We start from the raw sequence: 26,565 nt of genomic DNA on the forward strand, positions 1-26,565 counted from the left end.
CCTCAAGATCGACGGGGTGGCAGACTGGCCGGCCGTGCAACGAACCGAGAGGACGGACACCATCGTGCGACGGCAGCGCAGGCGCGCAGCTCTGGCGGCCCTGGCCATGGCGGCTTCGGTCACGGCGTCGGCCGCGGCGTGCGGGGCGCCGCTGCGGGACCTCGGTCCGCTGCCCCCGCGCTTCTCGGGCCCCCCGCTGACTGCGGACGCCGCGGTGTCGGAGATGACGTCGGCGCTGGCGGCGGAGGGCATCACGGTGGACAGGGAGCCCTCGGGCTCCACGGGCCGGTGCGCCGAACGGCTGACGGGCCTGCACGCCCCCGAGACGGTGGACGCCGCTCTCCAGGCCGCCTTCGCGCGGGCCCGTTCCGAGCACGGCTGGCAGGCCGGCCCCGACGTGGGCGAGGGAACGCTGACCCTCACGAAGGGGAACTGGACGGCCCTGTCGGTGCTCCCGTCCCCGGAGCCGGGCCGCGGCGCCGATTCCCTGGTGATCATGTCTCTGAGCTGCGTGGACCCAGGCACCCCCGCCGCGTCCCCGACGCTCACCCCGGCGCCGGGATCCTCCTGAACCCGAGCCGGTGGGGTCCGGGGCAGGGCGCCGGAGCCGTGCGGAACGGCCGGGCAGCGGGACGGGCCGCTGGGCAGCGCCTGCCGGAGCGGGGGTTCCGCTCCGGCAGGCGTCCGGGAGCCGGGCCCGGGTCAGAAGGCCCGCAGCAGGAACTTGGTACGGAAGCCGCCGCTCGTCGAGCAGTCGAGCGTGTTCTGCGTGCTCGTGTAGGTGAAACCGGACGGGACGGTGCACGCCCACAGACCGGTCTTCGGAGTGCGCAGCAGGTACTTGGTGCGGAAGCCGCCGCTCGTCGAGCAGTCGAGGGTGTTCTGGGTGGCGGAGTAGGTGAAGCCGGTGCCCACGGTGCAGGCCCACAGGCCGTCGGAGGGCGGCTGGACCAGATAGTAGGTGCGGAAGCCGGTGCCCCCGCAGCTCAGGGTGTTCGTCGTCGCCGTGTAGGTGTAGCCGGGCGGGACGGTACAGGACCAGAAGCCGGCGGCCGCGCCGGTAGCCTGGCGGGCCTCGGGGGCGGGTGAGGCGGACGCGGTGGCGGGGGCGAGGGCGAGGGCGGCGGCCAGCATGACGGCCGCACTGCCGCCACTGAGCAGCAGCGTACGCAGTTTCGATCGGATCACGGAATGCACTCCTGGCTCGTTGTTCACCGGACGGAACCGTGCGAAGGGAGGCTGCGGGATCTGCTCCGTCCCCGGGCCTCCGCGGGGCGCGCGCTGGAATGCTGACAGCCGCATAGTCCCCGGGCAAGGGCCACCCGGCCGCTCCCCGTCCACTTCCGGCCGCCTGGGACAGGGCCCTGACCAGCGTGATCATCAAGAACGGGTGGACCGGGACCGCTGCAAACCGTCCGGAAACTACCCGGGCAGGGGCGGCAGCGGCGCCTCGTAGAGCCAGGCCGAGTACAGGTCGTCCAGCGGATCGGACGCGTAGCGGGCGGCGTGGGCGGTGAAGGCGGCGGTACTGACGACGCCGTGGCGGTGCACGGCGGCCCAGTCCCGCAGCATGCGGAAGAAGGCCTCCTCCCCCAGGGCGCGCCGGACGGCGTGGACCGCGAGGCCCCCGCGCTGGTACAGACGGTCGTCGAACATCAGTTTCCGCCCGGGGTCCACCAGCCGGAGGTCCTGGGGCCGTGAGGTCAGCGACCGGTGCGCGGCGGCCGCCTGCTCATGGGCGGTCCGGCCGCCGGAGCGCTCCGACCAGAGCCATTCTGCATACTTCGCGAAGCCCTCGTTGAGCCAGATGTGGCGCCAGTCGGCGATGGTCACGCTGTTGCCGAACCACTGGTGGGCGAGCTCGTGGGCGATGAGGCGCTCCGAACCGCGTACGCCGTCCAGGTGGTTGGCCCCGAAGAGGGAGAGCCCCTGGGCTTCCACCGGAACGTCCAGTTCCTCGTCCGCGACCACCACCGCGTACTCGCCGAAGGGGTAGGCGCCGAAGAGCTCCTCGAACAGCTGCATCATGGCCGGCTGCCGGGCGAAGTCGCGGGCGAACCGAGGCAGCAGGTGGGCGGGCACATGGGCGCTCTGCGTCACGCCTCCGGGTCCGGGGGTGCCCAGGAGCACCGTCTGGTACATGCCGATGGACAGGCCGACCAGGTAGCTGGAGGTCGGCGCGGGCTGCTCGTAGACCCAGGTGGTGGTGCTGGCCCTGGTGGTACGGGTGAGCAGGCGGCCGCCGGCCACGACGGTGTAGGCGGACGGTGTGTTGACGGAGATCTGGTAGGAGGCCTTGTCGGCCGGGCGATCGTTGCACGGGTACCAGGAGGGGGCACCCACGGGCTGGCTGGCCACGAGCGCGCCGTCGGTCAGCTCCTCCCAGCCGAGACCGCCCCACGGGCTGCGCACCGGCTTGGGGTTACCCGACCAGTGCACGTCGACGGTGAAGGCGGCACCGGCGGGCAGCGGCTTGGCCGGCCGGATGCGCAGCCTGCCGCCCCGATGGGTGTACTGCGGTGCCCGCCCGTTGACCAGGACACGGCCCAGCTTGAAATCGGCCAGGTTCAGGTGGAACTCGGTGAGCGGCGCACGCCCGGCGATCGCGCTGAGGCGGCCGGTGCCGGCCAGCCGATTGGGGCCGGGACGGTAGTCCAGGGCGAGCTCGTACCGGTGCACACGGTAACGGGAGTCGCCGTTGGCCGGAAAGTACGGATCCGATACCGCTGTGGTCTGGCCGCTCACTGCCGCATCCGCTCCCTGCGCCGTGCTCGTACGCCGTGCTGGTGTGCCCCTGCCGATCCTGCTGCCGCTCCCGGCCCGGCCGGCGCCACCGCCCCTCAGGGCCGCCACGCCTCGATCGGGTTGCCCAGCCAGCGGGTGTCGGCGGGGACGGACTCCCCGGCCATCACCAGGGAGGCGGGACCCAGGGTGCTGCGTGCCCCGACCGTACTGCCGGGCAGGACGATTCCGCCCGGGCCCAGAGTGGCGCCCTCGCGGAGGACCACAGTATCCGTCCTCAAGATCCGGTCGTGGAAGAGGTGTGTCTGCAGCACGCAGCCCCGGTTCACGCTCACCCCGTCGCCCAGTGTGACCAGGTCGCTCTCGGGCAGCCAGTAGCTCTCGCACCACACGCCGCGGCCGATCCGGGCACCGAGCCCCCGCAGCCACAGGGTCATCAGCGCAGTGCCCGGCACGGATCCGGCCAACCAGGGGACGGCCAGGACCTCGACGAAGGTGTCGGCGAGCTCGTTGCGCCACACGAAGCCGCTCCACAGCGGGTGCTCTCCCGGCCGGTGCCGGCCCACCAGGAGCCACTTCGCGCCGACCGCCACGCAGCAGGCGGCCGTTCCGGCGGCCAGCAGGACGGCGCCCGAGAGCAGTACGGCGCCCCAAACGCCCAGGCCGCTCCACGCGGTCAGCGCGCTCAGCGCCGCCACGGCCAGTACGGCCAGGGCGGCCGAACAGAACACGGGGACGAGGCGGCACAGCTCCACGAGGCCGCGCGCCCACAGCAGGCGCGCCGGCGGGTCGTAGGTCCGGCTGCGGTCGGTGTCGGCGCTGGAACGGGGCAGCCTGACCGGCGGCAGGCCCAGGTACGAGCTGCCCTTCTTGGCCTTCTTCGGTGCCGCGGAGAGCACGCCGACCAGGCCGTCGTCCGGCACCGCGCGGCCGGGTGCGGCCATGCCGGAATTGCCCAGGAAGGCTCGGCGGCCGATCGCGGAGTGTCCGATCCGCACCCAGCCGCCGCCCAGCTCGAAGGGGGCGGTGAGGGTGTCGTCGGCCAGGAAGGCGCCTTCGCCCACCGTGGTGAGGCTCGGCAGCGCCAGTACGGTGGAGACCTCGGCGCCGCGGCCGATCTTCATGCCGAGCAGGCGCAGCCAGACCGGTGTGATCAGCCCGGCGTAGAGCGGGAAGAGGGTCTCCCTGGCCAGGTCCATCAGTTGGGTGACCGTCCAGGCCTGCCAGCCGATCCGGCTGTGCGTCGGATGGTTCCCGGCGCGCAGGCCGAGGCTGAGCAGGCGTACGGCGGCCAGTAGGAGCAGTGCGTAGGCGAGGCCGAAGGCGAGGGCCGCGGGCACTACGGCGCACAGCGCTCCGCGCAGGGCCGCGGCGAGTCCGGCGTCCGCGGGCACGAAGCTGCTCAGCACCAGCAGGGCGGGCACCGTGGCGAGGACGGGCAGCGCCGTGAGGCCGAAGCCGGTGATCCCGTACATGGCCCGCCAGTGGACGGCCCGCGGCGGGCGCCCGTCAGGCCAGTTCCGCTTGGCCCTGCCGAGTTTGGCGGCGGGCGCTCCGGCCCAGCGCTGGCCGGTCGGAACGGTCCCGGCGACGGCGGAGCCCGGGGCCACCTCGGCCCGCTTGCCGATGCGCGCCCCGGGGAAGAGCACACTGCGGGTGCCGACCACCGCTCCGGCGCCGACCTTGACGGGCCCGATCTCCAGCTGGTCCCCGTCCAGCCAGTGTCCGCGGAGGTCGACCTCGGACTCGACGGCGCAGCCGCGGCCGAGCTTGAGCATGCCGGTGACGGGGGGCAGGGCGTGCAGGTCGACCTCGGGACCGACCTTGGCACCGAGGGCCCGCGCGTAGCGTTCGAGCCAGGAGCCGGTCAGGGCGGTCGCGCCCGCGTACTCGGCCAGGCGCTCGGCGGTCCAGAGCCTGAGGTGCACGCTGCCGCCGCGCGGGTACCGTCCGGGCCGTACCCCGCGCAGGAGCAGGCGTGCGCCGCCGGCGGCGACGGCCAGCCGGCCCGGAGGGCTGAAGAGCAGGACGGCGCCGACGGCGACGAGCCACCAGGAGGCGGTCGGCGCCCACGGGTAGGGTCCGAACCGGTGCAGCACGTTGCCCAGCGCCAGCAGCGCGACCGTCCAGCGCAGGCCGAGGACGGTGAGCAGCGGGAGCAGCAGGAGCGACTGGAGGGCCTGGGAGTGGAGGGGGACCGGTGCGACGGGGCGGATCGCGCCCTCGTGGGTCACCGACTTCTCCAAGCGGCGGGCCAGCCTGCGCAGGGTGGGCTGCTGGTAGATGTCGAGCACGGCCGCGTTCGGATAGCGGGTCCGCAGCCGGGTGGTGAGGCGGGCGGCGGCGAGGCTGTTCCCGCCGATCGCGAAGAAGTCGTCGCCGGCGCCGGTGACGGGCGCGCCGAGGGTTTCGCGCCACTGCTCCGCGAGCCAGGCCTCGGTGCCGTGGAGCTCTTCGGCCGGGCCGGCGGTCTCCAGGTCGGGCAGCGGCCAGGGCAGCGCGTCGCGGTCCACCTTGCCGGAGGTGCGGGTGGGCAGTTCGGTGACGGGCGCGAGGAGGGGTACCAGGGCGGCGGGGAGTTCGGCGCGCAGCCGTTCGACGGCTGCGGCGCGGTCCCAGCCGTCCTGGGTGACCAGGTAGCCGACCAGCAGTTGGTTTCCGCTGCGCGCGGTGCGGACGGCGGCCGCGGCGCCGGCCACGTGCGGCAGGGCCTGGAGGGCGGCGTCGACCTCGCCGAGTTCGATGCGGCGACCGCCGAGTTTGATCTGCTCATCCGCGCGGCCGAGGAAGACGAGCCCTTCGGGTTCCGCGCGGACGAGATCGCCGCTGCGGTAGGCGCGCTGCCAGCCCAGGGACGGGAGGGGGGCGTACTTCTCGGCGTCCTTGTCGGGGTCGAGGTAGCGGGCCAGGCCGACGCCGCCGATGACGAGCTCACCGCTGCCGCCCATGGGCACCGGTTCCCCGCAGCCGTCGACGACGGCGAGTTCCCAGCCGTCGAGCGGGAGGCCGATGCGGACGGGTTCGCCGCCGGTCAGGAGGGCGGCGCAGGCGACGACGGTCGCTTCGGTGGGACCGTAGGTGTTCCACACCTCGCGGCCCTCGGTGACCAGGCGCTGGGTCAGTTCGGGCGGACAGGCCTCGCCGCCGAAGACGAGCAGCCGGACCTCGGCGAGGGCCTCGGGCTCCCAGAGGGAGGCCAGGGTCGGCACGGTGGAGACCACGGTGATCTCCTGCTCGACCAGCCAGGGGCCGAGGTCGGCGCCGCTGCGGACCTGGCTGCGCGGGACGGGTACGAGGCAGGCACCGTGGCGCCAGGCCAGCCACATCTCCTCACAGGAGGCATCGAAGGCGACGGACAGGCCGGCCATGACCCGGTCGCCGGGGCCGAGTGGTTCCTCGGTGAGGAACAGTGCGGCTTCGGCGTCGACGAAGGCGGCGGCGCTGCGGTGGGTGACGGCGACGCCCTTGGGCCTTCCGGTGGAGCCCGAGGTGAAGATGATCCACGCGTCGTGCCCGGGGCCGGGGCGCGCGGAGCGGTCACCGGCGCCGGGGCGGGGCGCGCGGAGGGTGTCGATGCGCCGTCCAGCGCCCACGACCGCCCGCACTCCGGCTTCGCCGAAGACCAGGTCGGCCCGTTCGTCCGGGTCCTCCGCATCGACGGGCACGTAGGCGGCGCCCGCGGCGAGGACGGCCAGGATCGCCACGTACAGCTCGTTGGTACCGGACGGGACGCGTACGCCCACCCGATCCCCGCCGCCGACCCCGGCGTCGGCGAGGGCGCGGCGGCCGCGGTCGACCTCGGCGGCCAGGGCCCGGTAGCTGAGGCGGGTGACGCCGTCGTCCAGGGCCGGTTCGTCGGGGTACGCCCGTACGGAGGCTTCGAAGACGTCGATGAGGGTACGGGGCGGGGCGGCGGGCCCGGCGCGGAACCGTGCGGACTTGCCGGGCTCCTCGTGCGGTCCCGTGCCCGTGGCCGGGGTGCCGTACGGGCCGCCGTCGTCGAGGAGAGCGAGTTCAGAGCGTTCGGGTGTGGCTGGCATCGGCCCTCGCGTGTCGTTCCGGCAGGTGGTCCGGTTCATCGGCGGAGACGCTTTTCACCCTTTTTGTTCCGGTCTGTCGCCGAACAACCCACCAGCGTAGTACGCGGTCGAGGATTTTCTCGTTGAAGCGTCGGGTGTGGCCGGTTGGCGACGGTCGGCGGGCCGGCGCACCCGATCGAGCCGGGCAGGGGCTGCGGGCAGGCCGCCGGAAGGGTCAGGTCGCCGCGATCGGGTATATAACCCGACGGGAAACCCACGACGGCCCCGTTGCGCTCCGGCGCAGCCCCCCGACCCGTCGGAGGACGCTCATGACCCCTCTGTCCCGCAACACCCTGGACCCTGTCCATACCGGGACCACGGTGGAGGGCATCGACATCCCGGAGAACCCCCTCGCCGTCAGCACCGACGACGCGAGGAGCCTGTCCGTGGCGCTCTTCCACCGTCTGCGCTCCCTGGACGAGGGCACGCCGGAGTACTCCTACGTCCGCAACACCCTGGTGGAGCTGAACCTCAGCCTGGTGAGGTACGCGGCCCGGCGCTTCCGCAACCGCAGCGAACCCTTCGAAGACATCGTGCAGGTCGGCACCATCGGCCTGATCAAGGCCATCAACCGGTACGACGTCGAGCGCGGGGTCGAGTTCGCCACCTTCGCCGTGCCGACGGTCACGGGCGAGATGAAGCGCTTCTTCCGGGACACCAGCTGGTCCGTGAAGGTGCCGCGGCGCCTGCAGGAGCTGCGCCTGGACATGGCCAAATGCTGCGACGCGATGGAGCAGGACCTGGGCCGCCGGCCGACCGACCACGAACTCGCGGAACAGCTCGGCGTCAGCGACGACGCGCTGGCCGAGGGCCGGCAGGCCGCCAACTGCTACGTCGCCGAATCCCTCAGCACCTCCGTCGGCCAGGACGCGGACGGCGGCGCGCTGCCGCGTTCCCTGGGCAGCGAGGAGGAGGCGTACGAGCGCATCGAGGACCTGGAGACGCTGAAGCCGCTGCTGACCGCGCTGGGTGAGCGCGACCGGCTGGTGCTGCGCCTGCGCTTCGGCGAGGAACTCACCCAGTCGCAGATCGGCGAGCGCCTCGGCATCTCGCAGATGCACGTGTCGAGGCTGCTGAGCCGGATCATGGACCGGCTGCGGGCCGGGATGCTGGAAGACCCCGACGACACCGGGGCGCCCGAGGACGGCGACGCCGGCGCACCCTGAGACCACGGCACGGCCCGGGCGGCGCCGGCCACCGGGCCGCCGGTCACCACGACACGGTCTGCGGTCCCCGAGCACCGTCCGGGGACCGCAGCGGCGAGTCGATCTCGGCCCACACGCACTTGCCGTCCGCGAGGGGCAGCGTGCCCCAGCGGCGGGCGATCCGCTCCACGATGAGCAGCCCGTACCCGCCCGGCCGGGCCGGATCCGGTCGTGAGCGCGCCGCGGGGGCGGCGGGGTCGCTGTCGGTGACCTCGACGCGCAGCAGGTCGTCCGTGCACACCAGCAGGAGTGTGCGGGGTCCGCCCGCGTGCAGGCAGGCGTTGGCGACGACCTCGGACACCAACAGCAGGACGTCCTCCGCGTCGTCGCGGGCGTCCGGCATCCACTTCCAGTCGACGAGGGCGTCACGGGTGAAGTCACGGCAACGGGTGACGACGTCCGTCATGCCCGTCAGCAGGATGCCCCGCCTCCGGTCGGGGGACCGCGGCTCCATGACGCGCTCCTCCCTCACGCGTGCCGCGGCTCGGCCAGCGCGTGCGCCACGTCGGGGTGTACGGGGAAGATCCCGTCCGCACCGGTGATGCGGAACATGCGAGCCACGGGTGGGCGCAGCCCGGACAGGGCGATGCTGCCGCCGTCCTCCTGAAGCGCGAGCCGACTGTGCAGGAGCACGTTCAGGCCGGTGGAGTCGCAGAACCGGACCCCCGAGAAGTCCACGAGCAGCCTGCGTGCGCCGCCGTCGACGGCGGCGGTGAGCGCGGCCCGCAGGGGTTCCGCAGTGTCGTGGTCGAGCTCTCCGGTGAGCGTGAAGACCAGAACGTCGCCCTCGGGCCGCACGTCCACGGCGAATCGGTCACCGTCCGCCGGCGGGGCCATAGGGGACCACCTCTTCCCACGTCCGCAGGTTCGTGCAGTGCCATCGTCCTGCCGGCCTCCGCCCTCTGCGACCGGCCGGTTCTGCACGGCACCTACCCGGGCGGGCGTGGGTCAATCGGGAACGCGGGGGCGCTCAGGTCCGGGCACAGGCCGGGCACAGACCCCGGTAGGTGATCCCGGCCTCGGAGACGGCGAACCCGAAGCGTTCTGCCGCGGGCAGCGCGGCCAGCGGATCGCCGTCCGGGTGGACGTCGCGGATGAGCCCGCAGCCGGAGCACACCAGGTGCTGGTGCGGCCGGTGCGCATTGGGGTCGTAGCGCTTCGCGCGGCCGTCGGTGGTGACCTCGACGACCTCTCCGAGCGCCACCAGCTCGCCCAGGGCGTTGTAGACGGTGGCCCGGGAGATCTCCGGCAACCGCCGGGCCGCGCGGGCATGCACCTCGTCGGCCGTCAGGTGCACGTGCTCGCCGTCGAGGACCTCGGCAACGACCCGCCGCTGGGACGTGAGCCGCCAGCCGCGCCCCCGCAGCCGCTCCAGCAGGTCACTCATCTCGACTCCCCCCTCAGGTCCGGCGCGCCCGCGGACCGCCGGCCGGCTTCCGGGATCCGATCGGATAGCGGCTTGGTGTTCATCTTGACTTGGACTGCGTCCATCGTAGGATCGGTTCCGTTGATAGCCAAGAGGCAGGAAGACTCCCGAGCGGCGGGAGTACGGGACGGTGACCACTCGGCGTCGAGTCGACCGGCGAGGCCGAGCCCCGTGCACAGGGACCCCGTGTCCCGCCTGTTCGACCACATTCGGTCCGGAGCACCGCGATCCCCCTGGTACGGAAGGATTCCCATGTCCGAGAACCACGATGCAATCGTCACGGACGACAAGGCGCAGGGCGGGGGCGGCTGTCCCGTCGCGCACGAGCGCGCAGCGCACCCCACCCAGGGCGGCGGAAACCGCCAGTGGTGGCCCGAACGCCTGAACCTGAAGATCCTGGCCAAGAATCCGGCGGTGGCCAACCCGCTGGGCGAAGAGTTCGACTACGCCGCGGCCTTCCGGACCCTGGACCTGGCGGCGGTGAAGCAGGACATCGCGCAGGTCCTGACGACCTCCCAGGACTGGTGGCCGGCCGACTTCGGCCATTACGGCCCGTTCATGGTCCGGATGGCGTGGCACAGCGCCGGCACCTACCGGATCAGTGACGGCCGCGGCGGCGCCGGCGCCGGCCAGCAGCGTTTCGCGCCCCTCAACAGCTGGCCGGACAACGGCAACCTCGACAAGGCCCGCCGTCTGCTGTGGCCGGTCAAGAAGAAGTACGGCCAGAGCCTGTCGTGGGCCGACCTCATGATCCTCACCGGCAATGTCGCACTGGAGCAGATGGGCTTCGAGACCTTCGGCTTCGGCGGCGGCCGCGCCGACGTCTGGGAGCCGGACGAGGACGTGTACTGGGGTCCCGAGACCACCTGGCTCGATGACCAGCGCTACACCGGTGACCGCGAGCTGGAGAGCCCGCTCGGCGCCGTCCAGATGGGTCTGATCTACGTCAACCCGGAAGGCCCGAACGGCAACCCGGACCCGGTCGCCGCGGCCCGTGACATCCGTGAGACGTTCCGCCGGATGGCGATGAACGACGAGGAGACGGTGGCCCTGATCGCGGGTGGCCACACCTTCGGCAAGACCCACGGCGCCGGCCCGGCCGAGAGCGTCGGCGCCGACCCCGAGGCCGCCCCGATCGAGGCGCAGGGCCTGGGCTGGGCCAGCAGCTACGGCACCGGCAAGGGCGGGGACGCGATCACCAGCGGTCTGGAGGGCATCTGGACCAACACCCCGATCACGTGGGACAACAGCTTCTTCGAGATCCTCTTCGGCTACGAGTGGGAGCAGTTCAAGAGCCCCGCCGGCGCCCACCAGTGGCGGCCCAAGGACGGCGCCGGCGCGGGCACCGTGCCCGACGCCCACGACCCGTCGAAGACGCACGCCCCGACGATGCTGACGACCGACCTGTCGCTGCGCTTCGACCCGGCCTACGAGCAGATCTCGCGCCGCTTCCTGCAGGACCCGGCCGCGTTCGCGGACGCCTTCGCCCGCGCTTGGTTCAAGCTGACCCACCGCGACATGGGCCCCCTCGTGCGCTACCTCGGCCCCGAGGTGCCCACCGAGGAGCTGCTCTGGCAGGACCCGCTGCCCGCTGTGCACCACGAGCTCGTCGACGCGGCGGACGTCGCCTCCCTCAAGGCGCAGGTACTCGCCTCGGACCTGTCGGTGTCCCAGCTGGTGTCCGCCGCGTGGGCGTCGGCCTCGTCCTTCCGCGGCAGCGACAAGCGCGGCGGTGCCAACGGCGCCCGCATCCGCCTGCAGCCGCAGAGCGGCTGGGAGGTCAACGAGCCGGACCGGCTGGCGGGCGTGCTGCGCGTGCTGACCGGCATCCAGGAGGCGTTCAACGCCGCCCAGGACGGCGGCAAGCGGATCTCGCTCGCCGACCTGATCGTGCTGGCGGGCGCCGCAGCGGTGGAACAGGGCGCAAAGGACGCCGGATTCGACCTGCAGGTGCCCTTCACGCCGGGCCGCGTGGACGCCTCGCAGGAGCAGACGGACGTGGAGTCCTTCGCCGCCCTGGAGCCGGCCGCCGACGGTTTCCGCAACTACCTCGGCAAGGGCAACCGGCTCCCGGCCGAGTACCTGCTGCTGGACCGGGCGAACCTGCTGAACCTGAGCGCGCCCGAGCTGACGGTCCTCGTCGGCGGCCTGCGCGTGCTGGGCGCCAACCACCAGCAGTCGCGGCACGGCGTGTTCACCACGACGCCCGGTTCGCTGACCAACGACTTCTTCGTCAACCTCCTCGACCTGGGGACGACGTGGAAGGCGACGTCGCAGGACGCGAACACCTTCGAGGGCCGTGACACCACGACCGGCGAGGTCAAGTGGACCGGCACCCGCGCCGACCTGGTCTTCGGCTCCAACTCGGAGCTGCGGGCGCTGGCGGAGGTCTACGCGAGCGACGACGCGAAGGAGAAGTTCGCCCGGGACTTCGTCGCCGCGTGGGACAAGGTGATGAACCTCGACCGGTTCGACCTCTCCTGATCACTGATCAGTGATCACCGGGTCCGGGCCCGGGTCGGCACCGTGCGGTGCCCGCCCGGGCCCGGACCGCTGTGCTCAGTCCTGCGCCGTAGCCTCCGGCAGACCGGTGACCTCCCGGACGTGCCGCAGGGCGGGGGCGGCCAGCACGTCGTTCAGCCGCTGGAAGACCTGGCGGGCGGCCACCGCGTTCCAGTCGGCAGGGAGCAGTTCGGCGGGCAGACCGGGATCGAGGTAGGGCAGCCGCCGCCACTGCGTGAGCATCGGCACGTAGTGGCGGAACGCCTCGGCGCCCCCGATGTCGCACCGGTGCGACAGGTCCGCGACGACAGGTGCGTAGGCGTCGGTGAAACCGGCGTACTGCTCCTCGATCGCGGGGAAGTCCCACCACGAACTGACCGTCCCGGGCAGGTCGCTGAAAGCGGCGTAGTCGGCGGCGAACAAGTGTACGTACGCACTGAGTCCGCGCCGCACGAGCATGTCGCGGGCGTCACCGAGGAGGCGGGCCGGCGCCAGCCACACGCCGGGGGCGATGTTCCCGAAGCCCAGCCACATCAGGCGGGTGCGCAGCTGGTAGCGGTACGCGCGCTCGGATTCCGGCACGGAGAAGACCGCCATCGCCCAGCCGTCGCTGAGCTTCGCCGGCTCCAGGCTGCCGAAGATGCGGCGGTCGCCCTCGTCGAAGACGGGGTGCGCGGCGGCGCTGAGCCGGTAGCCGGGGGCACCGCGGCGCTCCGGTTCCAAGACGCCCTTCTTCTTGAGCCGGGAGATCGCCGAGCGGGCGGCCGGGCCCTCGACGTCCAGTTCCGCCATCAGGGTCAGCAGGTCGGCGACGGAGATCCAGCCGCCCAGACGTCGCAGGAACGCCCCGTAGACCGTGTTGATCAACGAGCTGGGCCTGAGGGGACTGTCCGTCATGATCGCCTTCCGTCGGGTGCGGTGGCGATCCTACCGAGCGGGCGGCCGCGGATCCCCGGGAGCGTGCGGCGGCGCGACGATCACGCCCGGGGGCCGAGGGAGCGGCCGCGGGTGACCGCCGAGGAGCGGGCACGACGGGCTGCTTCCTTAGCGGAACGTTAGATCTGCGCGACGGAGCTTGTCCGGGTATCACGGCGGCCACATGCTCTGGATCGTTCCCCCGACCGCGGGGCCGCCCCCTCTCCCGTCAGGGATTTCCCCCTGGAGCCGCCATGTCCCCGTCCGCCGTCGCACCCGGCCCCCAGCCCGGAGACACCCCCGGCCCGACCGCCGCCGCGCCGCCCGGCGAGGAGCGCCGCACGCGCCGCCTCGCGCTGATCGGCGGCTCGCTCGGCAACCTCGTCGAGTGGTACGACTGGTTCGTCTACGCCAGCTTCGCGATCTACTTCGCCGACTCCTTCTTCCCCGGCGACAACCCGACCACGCAGTTGATGAACACCGCAGGCATCTTCGCGGTCGGCTTCCTGATGCGCCCCGTCGGCGGCTGGATCCTGGGCCGCGCCGCCGACCGTCACGGACGCAAGAGCGCGCTCACGCTCACCGTCACCATGATGTCGGTCGCCGCGCTGCTCATCGCCGTCGCACCGACCTACGGTCAGGCCGGCTCCTTCGGCGCGCTGGTGCTGCTTCTCGCCCGCCTGCTCCAGGGGATGAGCATCGGCGGCGAGTACGCCGCCAGCGCCACCTACCTGACCGAGGCCTCCGCCCGCAACCGGCGCGGCCTCGGCTCGTCCTTCCAGTACGTGTCGATGACCTGCGGGCAGCTGCTGGGCCTGGGCATCCTGATCACCCTGCAGCACACGCTCACCACGGACGAGTTGGAGACCTGGGGCTGGCGGATCCCCTTCGTCCTCGGGGCGCTCTTCGCGGTGGTCGTCTTCTGGCTGCGGCGCCGACTCCAGGAGACCGACGCCTTCCGGGAGGAGGCGGATGCCGGCGGGGCGGCGCACGACGAGAGTGCGCGCGGCACGCTGAGGGCCCTGTGGCAGTACCGGCGGCAGGCCGGCCTGGTCATGGCCCTGACCCTCGGCGGCACCGTGGCCTACTACACCTACACCACCTACCTGACCAAGTACCTGGTCGGCAGCGCGGGCATGGAGAAGAAGACCGCCACCCTGGTCAGTTTCACCGCGTTGACCCTCTTCGCCGTACTCCAGCCCTTCGCCGGGATGCTGTCCGACCGGATCGGCCGCCGCCCCCTGCTGATCACCTTCGCGGTGGGCTGCACGGTCGGCACGTACCCGATCATGACGGCGCTCGGGTCGGCGTCCTCGTACTGGTCCGCGCTCGGCCTGTCCCTGCTGGCCCTTGTCGTCATCACCGGCTACACGTCCATCAACGCGGCGGTCAAGGCGGAACTGTTCCCCACCCGGGTGCGCGCCCTGGGGGTGGCCCTGCCGTACGCCATCGCCAACGCGCTCTTCGGCGGGACCGCGGAGTACGTGGCGCTCTGGTTCAAGGACAGCGGCCACGAGACCATGTTCTTCTGGTACGTCTCCGGGTGCGCGCTGGTCTCTCTCGTGGCCTACGTCTTCATGCCGGACACCCGCGACGCGGCCCTCAGCCGGGCCGAGGCCGAGGCGGACGGCGCGGACCGGGCGGGCGACCGGGGAGACCCGGCCGCTGCTCCCGCCCAAGCCGTGCGCTGAACGGCGGCGGTAGCCTGGGGCCGCGGTCGCGCGCGCCGCACCGCCCGTCCGGAGGGGGCTTTCCCATGCACGCTCTCCTCGTCGAGGACGACGACAGGATGGCCCGGGCGCTGGGCACCGCGCTCGTCCGGCGCGGGCACACCGTCCGCCGGGTCGCGCGGGCCCAGGACGCACTGCGCCACGCCCGCGAGGCCGAGTTCGTCCTGCTCGACCTCGGGCTGCCCGACCTGGACGGGATAGAGCTGCTCCGGCGGCTGCGGACCGTGTGCGGCGTGCCGCTGATCGTGGTGACCGCGCGCTGCGAGGAGCGGGACGTCGTACAGGGGCTGCGGGCGGGCGCCGACGACTACGTCGTCAAGCCGTTCCGGATGGCGGAGCTGATGGCCCGGATCGACAGCGTCCGGCGCCGCACCGACGCACACGTCGACCGCGTCGCCCCGGACACGGGAACGGGCACGGTACGCCGCGGCGATGTGGAGGTGGATCCGGCGAGCCGCACGGTCACCGTTGCGGGTACCGAAGTACGACTGACCCGGCGGGAGTTCGACGTCCTGGCCCTCCTGGCCGCCCGACCGGACGAGGTGCGTTCCCGCGAGGAGATCCTGGACCGCGTCTGGGGCGACGTCTTCCTCGCCGCCTCCCGCTCGCTGGACGTCCACGTGGCCGGGATCCGCGCCAAGACCGGCCGATCCGGACTCGTGCGTACCGTCCGCGGGTACGGCTACCAGCTCGGCGGGGAGCGGTGAGGTGAGGCGCAGGCTCCTCGCCGTTCTGACGACGCTCATGGGCGTCGCGGCGCTGCTCCTGTGCCTCCCGTTCGCCGAGGGGTACGCCCGCGGTCGGACCGAGCATCTGCTGCTCCAGCGGCGCTCCGAGGCCGTGCGCTTCGCCGGCCTCGCGGAGCGGATGCGTACCGAGGCCGACCGGGCGGAGCTGGCGGCCGAGATCGGCCGGTACGCCGAGCTGTACGGCGCGGGCGTGGTGGTGGTCGACTCGGCCGGCGCGACGTCGGCGCGGGCCGGGGCGGCGCCGGGCGCCGGGGTGGCGGAGGCGCTCGGGCGGGCACTGACCGGCCGTTCCACCGAGCGGCTCCCGACCCTGCGCCCGTGGGGGCCGGGGACCGTCGTGCTCGCCGAGCCGGTGGGCCGCGACGAGCGCGTCAGCGGCGCGGTCCTGCTGGCGGTCCCCACCGATACCGCCCGCCGGGACGTCACGGTCCGCTGGACGCTCATCGCCGCCGGGGCGCTCGCCGCGTTCGCGACGGCCGCCCTGGTCGCCGCGGGAATCGCCCGCTGGCTGGTGCGGCCGCTCCTGGACCTGGACCGGGCGGTGGAACGGCTGGCGGCCGGCAGCCTGCGGGCCCGGGCCGGATCGGACACCGGCCCTCCCGAACTGCGGCGCCTGCGGCAGCACTTCAACGCCATGGCCGAGGCCGTGGCCGACTCCATCGGCCGTCAGCGCGACTTCGTCGCCGACGCCTCCCACCAGCTGCGCAATCCGCTCGCGACGCTGGTGCTGCAGCTGGAGAACGTCGAACCGCACATCGCCCCCGGACCGGGCCTCGCCGAGCACGCCCGCGCCCTGGACGAGGCGGAGCGCCTGGAGGAACTGCTCGACGGTCTGCTGGCGCTGGCGCGCGTCGAGTCCGGCACGGCCGAGCCGACGGACCAGGACGTGTCGCACGCGGTACGGCACCGGGTGGTGGCCTGGGACCCGGTCTTCCGCGCGGCGGGGCTGGAACTGTCGGCCGCCGGTGTACCGGACGGCCTGTGGGCGCACGCCCTGCCCGACGCAGCCGGCCGGATCCTGGACGCGCTCCTGGACAACGCGGTCAAGTTCGTGCCGTCCGGCGGACACGTCACGGTGGAGGCCTCCCGGCAGGCGGACGGAAGCGCGCTGGTCCGGGTCGCGGACGACGGTCCGGGCGTGCCCGAGGAGCAACTGGATCTGCTGCTGCGGCGGTTCGCCCGCTCCCCCGCGCACCAGAACGTCCCCGGCAGCGGGCTGGGCCTGGCCATCGCCGACGAGATCGCCCGGGTCAGCGCCGGCCGCCTCGAACTCGCCGCGAACGCCCCACGCGGCCTGGTCGCGCGTCTGTGCCTGCCGCCGGCCCGGGACTCCCGGCCGGTGCGTGGGCCGGAGGTGCGGCAGCCCTGATGCCCGGCCCGACGCAGACCCTGGAGCCGGGCACCCTGCTGAGGCATCGCCGCCTCCCCGGCCCCCGGAACGGAGCGGCCCGGGGAGGTGACGGCCTGGACCGGCCGGGCGCCTCAGCCGTAGACCGCTCGGTAGTACGCAGCCGCGCCCGGGTGGAGGGGGACGCGTCCGGTCGAGATGGCGAAGCGCGGCTCCAGGCGGGCACCGGCGGTCACCTCCCGCAGGAGGTCGCGCCAGCGGTCGAAGACCACCCGCAAGAGGTCCCGCACGACGCCCTCGGCCACGTCGGCACGGGCCAGGAGGTAGTTGCCGACACCGATGGTGCCGACCGGATCGGTCAGCCCGTAGACCCCGGCCGGCAGGGTGACCGCCGTGTAGACCGGTGCGTGGCGGGCCCGCAGCGGCCCCACGTAGGCGTCCAGCGGCAGGAAGCGCAGGGGCAGTTCGCGTGCCAGTGCGGACAGGGACGGTGTGGGCACGCCCCCGGACCAGAACAGCGCGTCGACCGCGCCGTCGCGCAGCGCGGCGACCGACGGGGCGAGGCCCAGGGGGCGTTCGTCGGCCGGTGCGGCTCCGCCGGCCGGTGCGGCCGCCCGCAGGACCCGCTGGGCGACCACCCGTACCCCCGAGCCCGGTGCCCCGGCCGCGACCGGGCGCCCGGCGAGGTCCGCCACCGCATGGACCGGGCCGCCGGCCGGGACGGCGAGGTGGGTGTAGTTGACGTAGACGCGGGCCAGCGCCGTCACCCCCGCCGCGGGCGTGGGGAAGGAGTCCCGCCCGAGGACGGCGTCCTCGGCGGCGTCCGCCATGGCCAGGGCCAGCTCCGCGGATCCCTCGTCGAGGCCGCGCAGGTTGTCCACACTCGCCGCCGTACTGACGGGGACGATCTCCAGCGGCAGGCCGCTCGCCCCGACAGCGAGCGCCAGGGCCTTGCCGAAGGCGTTGTACGGGCCGCCCTCCGGACCCGTCGCGAGCCGCAGCCGCCGGACGGGGCGGGGGTGCCGCGAGCACCCGGCGAGCGCCGTCGCGGTGGCGCCGAGCCCGGCGGCCAGCACGGCGCGGCGAGACGGTCGGTTCATCGGCCGGCCTCCGGTGTGTCGTCGGGCGAACGGGGTGGCCCCCATCATGCGCCACACGGCCGGGCGGCCGTTCGGACCGGCGAAGGATGCCCAGGTCAACTGGTCTGTCCGCCAGATGAGTTACTACCCAGAAGACATGGAACGTCGCTCAGAGTTCGGGTACCTTCCATCACGTCGCCGCCACACCCGGGGCACAGGGCCCCACGGGACTTGCGGCGCAAAGGACCCGACCCCTGTTGACGACAGCGACCGAAGTCTTCACAGTCCGGCCATACACCCCGCACTGCCAGGTGATCAACGACGAGGGCGATCACGCCGTCATCGGCATCTCGCCCGGCAACAGCTATTTCTCAGCACAGCGTGTCCTCGATCTCGCCCAGTGGGGCATGCGCAACTTCGCGCAGGTCGACCTCATCTACACCGACATGCACGTCGCGGAGATGTACGAGGCCCTCGGATACGGCGAGGACGAAGCACGCCGCAAGGCGGTGAAGAACCTGCGCGGAGTCCGCGCCAAGGTCAACAACGCCGCCGCCGAGGCCGACCCCACCGGTGTCCGCCTCCGGGCGCGCCCGATGTCCTCCCTCACCGACATCCCGGCGTACCGCACACTCCACAGCCACCTGATCAACCTGCTCGACATCGATGCGGAGTTCCGCGAGACCTGCAACTGCCTTGTCGATGCGTTCCTTTCCTCGAAGGTGCTGAACGGGAAGGCCGCCACCGCCCGTCAGCGCGAGGTCTGCCTGGAATACGTCTGCGCGGAGGCGCCGCTGTTCCTGGACACGCCCGCCATCCTGGGCGTGCCCTCCTCCCTCAACTGCTACCACCAGCTCCTGCCCATGGCGGAACTGCTCTACTCGCGCGGCTCGGGGCTTCGCGCCTCACGCAACCAGGGCCACGCCGTCATCACCCCCGCCGAAGGAGATTCCGATGCCCGCTGACACCCTCCTCGACTTCCCGTTCTCCGCGCGCGGCGACCAGCTCCCGGCCGAGGTCGAGCAGCTGCGGAGTGAGCCGGTCAAGCGCGTCCGCACCATTGCGGGCGACGAGGCCTGGCTGGTCTCGTCCCATGCGCTCTGCAAGCAGGTCCTCGAGGATCCGCGTTTCAGCCTGAAGGACACCTCGGCCCCCGGCGTGCCCCGGCAGTACGCGCTGACGATCCCACCCGAGGTCGTCAACAACATGGGCAACATCACCGGCGCCGGCCTGCGCAAGGCCGTGCTCAAGGCGATCAACCCGAAGACCGGCAACCTCACCGTCTGGATGCGCGAGCAGGCGAACGGCCTCGTCGACGACCTCCTGCGCAGCGGTGCACCCGTCGACCTGCGCGGCCGGTTCACCAATCCGTACGCGGAGAACCTCCACTGCCGCATCCTCGGCATTCCGGAGGCCGACGCCCCGCGCCTGGCCGCCAGCCTCGACATCGCGTTCATGAACTCGGCCTGCCCCGTCACGGGCGCCAAGCTCAACTGGGACCGCGACATGGCCTACATGGTGGAGCGGCTCGACGACCCGGCCACCACCGGCCTGATGGCCGAGCTCGCCGCACTGCGCGAGGATCCCGACTACGCGCACCTGACGGACGAGATGCTGGCGGTCGTCGGCGTCACACTGTTCGGCGCCGGTGTCATCTCGACCATGGGGTTCCTGACCATGGCGATCGTCTCGCTCCTGCAGAACCCCGACGTGTGGGAGCAGCTGCGCAAGGCCCCGGAGAAGATCCCGGCCGCGGTGGACGAGCTCCTGCGCGTCAATCTGTCGATCGCGGACGGGCTGCCGCGCCTCGCGCTGGAGGACGTCACCCTCGGCGACGTCGAGGTGAAGAAGGGCGAACTGCTGCTCGTCCTGGTAGAGGCCGCCAACACCGACCCGGCCGTGTACTCCGACCCGCACGTCTTCGACATCGACCGCGGGAATGCCGGTACCCACCTGTCGTTCGGCGGCGGACCGCACTACTGCCCGGCCACCGCGCTCGGAAAGCGGCACACGGAGATCGCCATCGAGGTGCTGCTGGAGAAGATGCCCCGCCTGCAGCTGGCCGTGCCCTTCGACCAGCTCGTCTGGCGCACCCGGTTCATGAAGCGCCTGCCGGAGCGGCTCCCCGTCCTCTGGTAGCGGATCCGGCACACGGCGGCTGCTTCGGAGAGGGGGCGGGCGGCGGCACCGGCCGGGGGGAATCCGGCCGGCCGCCGCCCGCGGTCATCCCAGGAACGCCGCGACGGCCGCGGTGAACCGGGCGGCGTCGTCCAGCCAGGGGTAGTGGCCCGCTCCCGGCTGCACGACGAGCGTGGCGTCGGGGAACAGCTGCGCGCATGCCTCGACCGACCCGGGCGGGCTGTTCAGGTCGAACTCCCCGGCGAGCAGGAGCACCGGGGCGCGGAGGGCGGCGAGGCCCGCGCGGGTGGCCTCCGGGTCGAAGGCGCCGTCGGCCCCGAACAGGGCGACCGCCTCCGGGTTGTCGGGGCTGCCCGCCGCATGGTGGCGCCGGGCTTCGTCGTCCCAGCGGCCGTAGAGGAACGGCCCGACGGCCTCGCGGTCGCCGCCGGTGCCCGCGATGAGCGCCTCCAGCGCGGCGAAGGCCGCGGGGAACCACGGCTCACCCGACCGCAGCAGGGCGAGTTCGCGCCGGGCCTCCCCCGTGATCACCGTTCCGACGGCACGGGTGCCGGGGGTGATCAGGGCGAGCCGGCCGACGCGGTCCGGGTGCCGGGCCGCGTACTGCATCGCGGTGTTGGCCCCGGCGGAATGGGCGAGCAGGTCGATCCGGCCGAGCCCGAGGTGCGCGCGCAGCGCTTCGATATCGTCGGCGAGGCGGTCGCTGCGGTAGGACGAGGCGTCCCGCGGGACCGCGGAGCGGCCGGTGCCGCGCAGGTCCAGGACGACCAGGCGGCGGTGGGCGGACAGGCCGCCGAGTTCGCCGAGGTAGGCGGAATCCGCCGGGCCTCCGGGGATGCAGACCAGCGGGTCGCCGGTGCCGTGGGTGCGGTAGGCGAGGCGGGTTCCGTCGGGCGCGGTGAACGCCGACTCGGACCCGGACGCGCCTGGGGATGCTGCTAGTGGTGCGGACATGCAGCGGATCATGACAGCCATAACCAGGTTGTACAACCTGGTTATGGTGCAGGGCTGGCCCGGTGTATAACCGAGCGGTGGAAGGAAACGGAGTGCGGTACGAGCCCGGTGCGCTGACCGAGGAAGAGGCGGCGCGGATGCTCGCCGGAATGAACGAGGTCATCCGGGCGGGCGAGGAGATGCGCAGGCTGCGCACCGAGATGATCAGGCTTTTCACCGGCTTCGGGTGGACTCAGGACAAGATCGCCCGGATCACGGAGATGAGCCAGCCCGCCGTCTCCAAGCAGATCACGCGGTTCGCGGCCGGCGATCCGCCGCCGCGGCTCCGACTCGCCCTCGACCAGCGCGACGTCGCGTGGCTCGAAGGGCGCCTGTGGGCGCTGGCGGAGGAGGTCGCCGAGACCCTCGACGCAGCGCGCTGCGCACGCTTCGTCGGCTCCCTCTCCAGGGGACGGAAGCACTTCACGCCGGAGAGCACCGACGAGTTGCGGCGCCTGCTCGAAGCAGACCTGAGAACGGGCGCGAGCGAACTGCCCGCCGCTTTCAGGGCCGCGTACGACGAGATCGGCCGCGGCCTCGACACCGGCCCGGAGCCGGCCGCCGCCGCGTCGGGCCCGGCGTCGGTACGCCGGACCGTCGCCCGCCAGCTCCAGCGCGACCGCCTCAGGGGCGCTGCGACCAGTCGCTCACGGCCGCACTATCGACCCACCACGGCCGAGCGGCACGCCGGCGGCACGGGCACGGCAGGAGTCAGAGGGTGATCCAGTAGCGGCGCTTGGGGCCGATCAGGGTCTCGCGCACGTCCTCCAGCACGCCACCGCCGCGCTCGATGGTGCGGACGGACCCCGTGTTGCCGGGGTCGCAGGTGAGCAGGACCCGGTCCATGCCGAGGACCCGCGCCTCGTGGAGCACGGCGGTCAGGGCCCAGGTGGCCAGGCCGCGCCTGCGGGCCGAGGGCCTTATGCCGTAGCCGATGTGGCCGCCGGCGTCGAGGAGGAAGCCGTTGAGGTAGTGGCGCAGGTCGATGGCGCCGAGGTACGTGTCGTCCTCGGTGATCCACCAGTACGTCGCGTGGACGCGGCCGTGCTCGACCGGCACCGAGCGGTCCGCGTACCGGCGGAGCTTCCGTGTCCAGGCCGCGAAGCCCTCCGGGGTGTCGACGTCGTCGCCGGAGCCGAGCCCCGCACCGTCCATGTGGGCATCGGGTCCCCATTCCTCCCGTGCGGCGATCCAGGTTCCGTGCAGGTGGGGGCTGGGGGCGATGAGCTGGGGCATGGCAGGGACCCTAACAGTCCGATGATCCGACCCAGCCTGCCCGGGCGGGCCGGGCAGGCGTGCGGGGCCGGGCGGGCCGGGCAGGCCCTCAGCCGGACCTCGGCTCCGACGGCTTGCGGCCGGGGTAGACGTTGTCCGGGGTGACGATGGAGGTGATCGCCTCACCGAAGAGCGTGCTGGGCTCCTGGCCGTCGTGGAGGATGTCGGTGTTGAGGATGACGACCAGGGTCGCCTGGGCCTGCGGGAGGTACACCGCGAGGCTCTGGTAGCCGGGGAGCGAACCGTTGTGCCCGATCCAGCCCTGGACGTCGAAGAGGCCCAGCCCGTAGCCGGCGCCCGGGATGCCGACCGACTGGGTCTTCAGACGCTGGGCCTGGGTCGCGGGCGTCAGGAGCGTGCCGGTGGCGAGCGTACGGGCCCAGCTGCGCAGGTTCTGGAGGTCGGAGATCATCGCTCCGGCCGCCCAGGCCCAGGACGGGTTCCAGTCCGTCGACACCTCGACCTTCCCCGACGCGGTCTGGTCGGTGTAGCCCTGGGCGTGCGGAGCGGGGAACTCCGCGCCGGTCGGGAAGAAGGTCCGGCGCAGTCCGGCCGGGTCCACGACGTCCTCGTCGACCACCTCGGCGAGCGGTCGGCCGGTGATCTTCTCGATCACCAGGCCGAGCAGGATCAGGTTGGTGTTGGAGTACTGGAACTTCGCGTCCGGAGCGAACTGCACCGGGTGCCTGAAGGAGTAGTCGAGCAACTCCTGCGGGGTGAAGGGGCGGTCGGGGTCGGCGGTGAACGCCTTGTCGAAGTCAGGATCCTCGCTGTAGTTGAACAACCCGCTGCGCATGCCGGCCAGTTCGCGCAGGGTGATGGCGCCGCCGTTCGGCACGCCGGAGATGTAGTCGCCGATCGGGTCGTCGAGGCCGACCTTGCCCTGGTCGACCAGCTGGAGGAGGGCGGTGACCGTGAACGTCTTGGTCAGGCTGCCGATGCGCGTGTTGAAGTCCGTCCGCATGGGCTCGCCCGTCGCCTTGTCGGCCACGCCGAAGGCCTTCACGTAGCTGCCCTTGCCGGGTGCCCACAGGCCCACGACCACACCGGGCACCTGTGCCTCGCGCATGACCTGGCGCACGGCGGCGTCGAGCTGGCCCGCGACAGCCGGGGTGATCTGCTTGAACTCCCCGTCCGCGTCCGGCGAGGGCGTGGCCGAGGCGGACGGTCCGGGGGTGGGCGCCCCGTAGGCGGGGGCCGTGACGGCCCCGGTGAGGAGCAGCCCTGCCGCGGCGGTGGCCGCGCAGGTCCGGCGAAGCCGTAGTTGCGTCGTTTTCACCAATGCCTCCTGCGGTACGGGGACCAGGGTCGGCATACACGGTCAGGCTAGGCCCGTACCGGCGCGGCCGCGAGACGGGAGTCCTGGGTCAGGGACCGTGCGCGGGCGATGACGAGGGCCACGTCGTCGTGGTCGTCGGGGCGGCGCAGGGAGTCCAGGAGCCGGTCGCAGGTCTCCTCCAGGGGGCGCCCGGTGTCGGCCAGCAGGTCCAGCAGGAGACCGAGGCGCTCGTCGATGGGCTGGTCACGGGTCTCCACCAGGCCGTCCGTGTAGAGCACCAGTTGGTCGCCGGGGGCCATGGCCACGGTGGTCGCCTCGAAGGGGATGCCGCCCACGCCGAGCGGTGCTCCGGTGGGCAGGTCGAGCAGCCGGGGTGCGTGGCCCGCCCGGATGAGCACGGGAGGCAGGTGTCCCGCGACGGCGATGCGGCATTGCGCGCGGTGCGGGTCGTGGACGACGTAGACGCAGGTGGCGATGGTCTCCTCCAGGGCGGCCGTGGTGCGGTCCAGCTGCTGGAGCACCTGGGGCGGGTCGAGGGCGAGTTCGGCGAGGGTGCGGGTCGCGGTGCGCAACTGCCCCATGCTGGCTGCCGCGTTGATCCCACTGCCCATGACGTCGCCGATGACGAGGACGGTGGTGTCGTCCGGTCCCGCAATGGCGTCGAACCAGTCGCCGCCGATCTCGCTGCTGGCCGCGGCAGGCCGGTAGCGGGAGGCCACCTCCAGACCGGGTGTGGGCGGCGGGTGGTGGGGCAGCAGGTGGTGCTGGAGGGCGAGTGCGGTGTGGTGGGCGTTGCGGTACCAGCGGGCGTTGTCGATGCACACGGCTGCGCGCGCGGCCAGTTCGCCGGCCAGCACGATGTCGTCGTCGTTGAACGGGAGCGGATTGCGGGTGCGTTTGAGGTCCAGGGCGCCCAGGACCTCGCCGCGCGCGATGAGCGGGACGGCCAGGTAGGAGCGCAGTCCGGCGCGGGTCAGGAGGGAGGCGGCGTTGCTGTCGCGAGCGATCCGGGAGATGTCCCTGGCCTGCACGTGGGCGACGAGGACCGGGTGGCCGGTGGTCACGGACCGGGTGACCAGCCGGTCGGCGGCGTAGCGGGCGATGTCTCCCGGCGGGTCCGCGGCGCGGACGGCCTCGCTCGGATAGGCGGCGGCGACGGCGAGGGCGCGGAACACGGCCGGCTCGTGGGCCGACGACCTGAGCGTGGGCCGCCCTTCGAGGACCGAGTCGAGGATGTCGACGGCGGCGATGTCGGCGAGCTCGGGCACGACGACGTCCGCGAGCTCGCGGGCGGTCTGGTCGAGGTCGAGGGTGGTGCCGATGCGGACGGTGGCGTCCGCGATCAGCGCGAGGCGGCGGCGGCTGCGGGCGATCTCGAGGGCCGCCTGGTGGCTCTGGGTGACGTCGACCACCGAGGTGGCCAGGCCCAGGACCCGTCCGGTGGCGTCCTCGAGCCGGTAGTAGGACACCGACCAGGCGTGTTCGGTGCGGTGCCCGCCGTGGGTGCGTCCGGCCGTGAACTGCTCCAGCAGCGGAGTCCCGGTGGCCAGGACCTGGCGCATCGCCGACTCGGCGGCCTCCGTGTCGTCGAGGAAGGACAGGGCCTCCCGGACGCCCCGGCCGATGTGCTCGGAGGCGGGCAGCCCGTTGATCCGCTCCAGCGTGGGGTTGACCAGGACGTAGCGCAGCTCAGTGTCCAGGACGGCGAGCCCGATCGGGGACTGGGCCACGAGGCGGGCGGAGAGGGCGAGGTCGCGCTCCAGCTGCCGCAGTGTGGTGCGATCGGTCGCGATGCCCAGGGCGTACAGGTCGCCGCGATCGTCGAGCAGCCGCATGTTGCGGAACTCCACGAGGCGTGTGCTGCCGTCCTTGTGCCGTACCGGGAAGGCGCCCGCCCAGTCGCCGGCGCCGCCCATGACCCGGGCGAACAGCTCCGTCACCAGTCCGACGTGCTGCGTGTCGGCCAGCAGCCGGGCCGCGGGCTGGCCGAGCGCCTCGTCCGCCGCCCAGCCGAACAATTGTTCTGCTTGTGGGCTCCACAGGGCGACCCGGCCGTCGGAGTCGAGCACGACGGCGGCCACGTTCAGGACGTCGAGGAGGCCGCTCGGCGGGGCGATCCCGGCTGCGCCGGGCTGGCTCTCGCTGGTCCCCGACCCGTCGATCGCACCCATTGGCGATGCTCCCTTCCGGCACCATCGGCCCGGCGGCCACCCGCCCCGGCCCGGTCCGGCCCCGTCCGGGCGGTCCGGGGCGCACGGTCACCTCTCATCGTCCCCCGGAAACCGCCGGGAAGCGTCCGGAGCGGCCCGGCCCGGGCCCGGCGGCGCCGGAGCGGCCGGGGCTCGGAGGCGGTCGGACGTGGTCGAAGGCGGTACCGGCGACCGCGTAGGCTCGGCGGATGGCGAAATACTTCGACGTGCACCCCGAGAACCCGCAGCGGCGCACCATCGACAACGTGGTCGGCATGATCCGCTCGGGCGGGCTCGTCGCCTACCCCACGGACTCCTGCTTCGCGCTGGGTTGCCAGCTGGGCAACCGGGACGGCATCGGACGGATCCGCTCGATCCGCGATCTGGACGACCGCCACCACTTCACCCTGGTGTGCCAGAACTTCGCCCAGCTGGGGCAGTTCGTACGGATCGACAACAACGTGTTCCGCGCCATCAAGGCGGCCACTCCCGGCAGTTACACCTTCATCCTCCCGGCGACCTCGGAGGTGCCGCGCCAGCTGCTGCATCCGAAGAAGAAGACGGTCGGCGTCCGGATCCCCGACCACGTGGTGACCCAGGCCCTGCTCGCGGAGCTCGGCGAACCGCTGCTGTCGAGCACGCTGCTGCTGCCGGACGAGGCGGAGCCGATGACCCAGGGCTGGGAGATCAAGGAGCGTCTCGACCACGAGGTGGACGCCGTACTGGACTCGGGTGACTGCGGCACCGAGCCGACCACGGTCATCGACTTCTCCTCCGGCGACGCCGAGATCGTCCGTCGCGGGGCCGGCGACACCTCGCGGTTCGAGTAGCCGGCGCTCGGATCGTCGCACGGCGGGGCGGGCTGCACACAAACCGGTGGACCGGTATGCATTCACCGGCAGGCGGGCATGCTGC

General features: G+C 72.8%; 22 protein-coding genes. 10 read left to right on the plus strand and 12 right to left on the minus strand.

Annotation, left to right across the window (positions count from 1 at the left end):
- Positions 1-34 precede the first annotated feature (34 nt).
- Entirely contained in the window at positions 35-571 is a 537-nt protein-coding gene (locus tag AW27_RS00850; protein ID WP_037918531.1) for a hypothetical protein, read from the plus strand.
- 131 nt (positions 572-702) lie between these two features.
- On the opposite strand, the gene AW27_RS00855 is transcribed toward AW27_RS00850, so the two are convergent.
- The 3 genes from AW27_RS00855 to AW27_RS00865 all read right to left on the minus strand — a co-directional run bounded on the left by AW27_RS00855 (position 703) and on the right by AW27_RS00865 (position 6,782).
- Entirely contained in the window at positions 703-1,188 is a 486-nt protein-coding gene (locus AW27_RS00855; protein ID WP_037917418.1) for a hypothetical protein, read from the minus strand.
- A gap of 234 nt (positions 1,189-1,422) precedes the next feature.
- Complete coding sequence (locus AW27_RS00860; protein ID WP_037917416.1) at positions 1,423-2,745, minus strand: M1 family metallopeptidase; 1,323 nt, start codon at positions 2,743-2,745, stop codon at positions 1,423-1,425.
- 95 nt (positions 2,746-2,840) lie between these two features.
- Positions 2,841-6,782 (minus strand): Pls/PosA family non-ribosomal peptide synthetase, encoded by a 3,942-nt coding sequence (locus AW27_RS00865; RefSeq protein WP_037917413.1) that lies wholly within the window; start codon positions 6,780-6,782, stop codon positions 2,841-2,843.
- 308 nt (positions 6,783-7,090) lie between these two features.
- Between AW27_RS00865 and AW27_RS00870 the strand changes: the two genes are divergently transcribed.
- The gene (locus AW27_RS00870) at positions 7,091-7,987 is read left to right on the plus strand and encodes a SigB/SigF/SigG family RNA polymerase sigma factor (RefSeq protein WP_052030168.1); all 897 of its coding nucleotides are present in this window, start codon (positions 7,091-7,093) and stop codon (positions 7,985-7,987) included.
- A gap of 43 nt (positions 7,988-8,030) precedes the next feature.
- Here AW27_RS00870 and AW27_RS00875 read toward each other — a convergent pair whose 3' ends face one another.
- The 3 genes from AW27_RS00875 to AW27_RS00885 form a co-directional block, all read right to left on the minus strand.
- The gene (locus AW27_RS00875; RefSeq protein WP_037917411.1) at positions 8,031-8,480 is read right to left on the minus strand and encodes an ATP-binding protein; all 450 of its coding nucleotides are present in this window, start codon (positions 8,478-8,480) and stop codon (positions 8,031-8,033) included.
- Between the two features lie 14 nt (positions 8,481-8,494).
- On the minus strand, positions 8,495-8,863 hold the full coding sequence (locus AW27_RS00880) for an STAS domain-containing protein (RefSeq protein WP_037917407.1): 369 nt from the start codon (positions 8,861-8,863) through the stop codon (positions 8,495-8,497).
- Positions 8,864-8,996: 133 nt separating this feature from the next.
- Entirely contained in the window at positions 8,997-9,413 is a 417-nt protein-coding gene (locus tag AW27_RS00885; RefSeq protein WP_037917405.1) for a Fur family transcriptional regulator, read from the minus strand.
- Positions 9,414-9,704: 291 nt separating this feature from the next.
- Here AW27_RS00885 and katG point away from each other — a divergent pair, with 291 nt between their 5' ends.
- Positions 9,705-11,936: a catalase/peroxidase HPI gene (gene katG / locus AW27_RS00890; RefSeq protein ID WP_037917402.1), complete on the plus strand. Its 2,232-nt coding sequence runs from the start codon at positions 9,705-9,707 to the stop codon at positions 11,934-11,936.
- A 75-nt stretch (positions 11,937-12,011) separates the two neighbouring features.
- Here katG and AW27_RS00895 read toward each other — a convergent pair whose 3' ends face one another.
- On the minus strand, positions 12,012-12,851 hold the full coding sequence (locus AW27_RS00895; RefSeq protein ID WP_037917399.1) for a PaaX family transcriptional regulator: 840 nt from the start codon (positions 12,849-12,851) through the stop codon (positions 12,012-12,014).
- Between the two features lie 374 nt (positions 12,852-13,225).
- Here AW27_RS00895 and AW27_RS00900 point away from each other — a divergent pair, with 374 nt between their 5' ends.
- The 3 genes from AW27_RS00900 to AW27_RS00910 all read left to right on the plus strand — a co-directional run bounded on the left by AW27_RS00900 (position 13,226) and on the right by AW27_RS00910 (position 16,717).
- Complete coding sequence (locus AW27_RS00900; RefSeq protein WP_052030244.1) at positions 13,226-14,560, plus strand: MFS transporter; 1,335 nt, start codon at positions 13,226-13,228, stop codon at positions 14,558-14,560.
- A 65-nt stretch (positions 14,561-14,625) separates the two neighbouring features.
- On the plus strand, positions 14,626-15,306 hold the full coding sequence (locus AW27_RS00905; RefSeq protein WP_037917396.1) for a response regulator transcription factor: 681 nt from the start codon (positions 14,626-14,628) through the stop codon (positions 15,304-15,306).
- 1 nt (position 15,307) lies between these two features.
- Positions 15,308-16,717, plus strand: coding sequence for a sensor histidine kinase (locus AW27_RS00910; RefSeq protein ID WP_052030167.1), 1,410 nt, complete (start codon positions 15,308-15,310; stop codon positions 16,715-16,717).
- A gap of 113 nt (positions 16,718-16,830) precedes the next feature.
- Here the strand turns inward: AW27_RS00910 and AW27_RS00915 are convergent, their stop codons facing one another.
- On the minus strand, positions 16,831-17,796 hold the full coding sequence (locus tag AW27_RS00915; RefSeq protein ID WP_037918516.1) for a TAXI family TRAP transporter solute-binding subunit: 966 nt from the start codon (positions 17,794-17,796) through the stop codon (positions 16,831-16,833).
- Positions 17,797-18,032: 236 nt separating this feature from the next.
- Here AW27_RS00915 and AW27_RS00920 point away from each other — a divergent pair, with 236 nt between their 5' ends.
- Together AW27_RS00920 and AW27_RS00925 are read left to right on the plus strand one after the other, a co-directional pair.
- Positions 18,033-18,740, plus strand: a complete 708-nt coding sequence (locus tag AW27_RS00920) for a cyclodityrosine synthase (protein ID WP_078555960.1) — start codon at positions 18,033-18,035, stop codon at positions 18,738-18,740.
- Positions 18,730-19,914 (plus strand): cytochrome P450, encoded by a 1,185-nt coding sequence (locus AW27_RS00925; RefSeq protein ID WP_037917393.1) that lies wholly within the window; start codon positions 18,730-18,732, stop codon positions 19,912-19,914. The genes AW27_RS00920 and AW27_RS00925 overlap by 11 nt, the downstream gene beginning before the upstream one ends.
- 84 nt (positions 19,915-19,998) lie before the next feature.
- Here AW27_RS00925 and AW27_RS00930 read toward each other — a convergent pair whose 3' ends face one another.
- Positions 19,999-20,868 carry an alpha/beta fold hydrolase gene (locus AW27_RS00930; RefSeq protein ID WP_052030166.1) on the minus strand — a complete coding sequence of 290 codons (870 nt, stop codon included), beginning with the start codon at positions 20,866-20,868 and terminating at the stop codon, positions 19,999-20,001.
- A 92-nt stretch (positions 20,869-20,960) separates the two neighbouring features.
- Here AW27_RS00930 and AW27_RS00935 point away from each other — a divergent pair, with 92 nt between their 5' ends.
- Positions 20,961-21,629 carry a hypothetical protein gene (locus AW27_RS00935; protein WP_063890550.1) on the plus strand — a complete coding sequence of 223 codons (669 nt, stop codon included), beginning with the start codon at positions 20,961-20,963 and terminating at the stop codon, positions 21,627-21,629.
- On the opposite strand, the gene AW27_RS00940 is transcribed toward AW27_RS00935, so the two are convergent.
- The 3 genes from AW27_RS00940 to AW27_RS00950 form a co-directional block, all read right to left on the minus strand.
- On the minus strand, positions 21,619-22,143 hold the full coding sequence (locus AW27_RS00940) for a GNAT family N-acetyltransferase (protein ID WP_037917391.1): 525 nt from the start codon (positions 22,141-22,143) through the stop codon (positions 21,619-21,621). The two genes, AW27_RS00935 and AW27_RS00940, sit on opposite strands and share 11 nt — an antisense overlap.
- 88 nt (positions 22,144-22,231) lie before the next feature.
- On the minus strand, positions 22,232-23,497 hold the full coding sequence (locus AW27_RS00945) for a serine hydrolase domain-containing protein (protein WP_052030165.1): 1,266 nt from the start codon (positions 23,495-23,497) through the stop codon (positions 22,232-22,234).
- A gap of 11 nt (positions 23,498-23,508) precedes the next feature.
- Positions 23,509-25,632, minus strand: coding sequence for a SpoIIE family protein phosphatase (locus AW27_RS00950; protein ID WP_037917385.1), 2,124 nt, complete (start codon positions 25,630-25,632; stop codon positions 23,509-23,511).
- A gap of 227 nt (positions 25,633-25,859) precedes the next feature.
- On the opposite strand from AW27_RS00950, the gene AW27_RS00955 reads away from it, so the two are divergent.
- Entirely contained in the window at positions 25,860-26,480 is a 621-nt protein-coding gene (locus tag AW27_RS00955) for an L-threonylcarbamoyladenylate synthase (protein WP_037917382.1), read from the plus strand.
- The last annotated feature ends 85 nt before the right edge of the window (positions 26,481-26,565 follow it).

The organism is Streptomyces sp. PCS3-D2 (assembly GCF_000612545.2).
GTDB lineage: Bacteria > Actinomycetota > Actinomycetes > Streptomycetales > Streptomycetaceae > Streptomyces.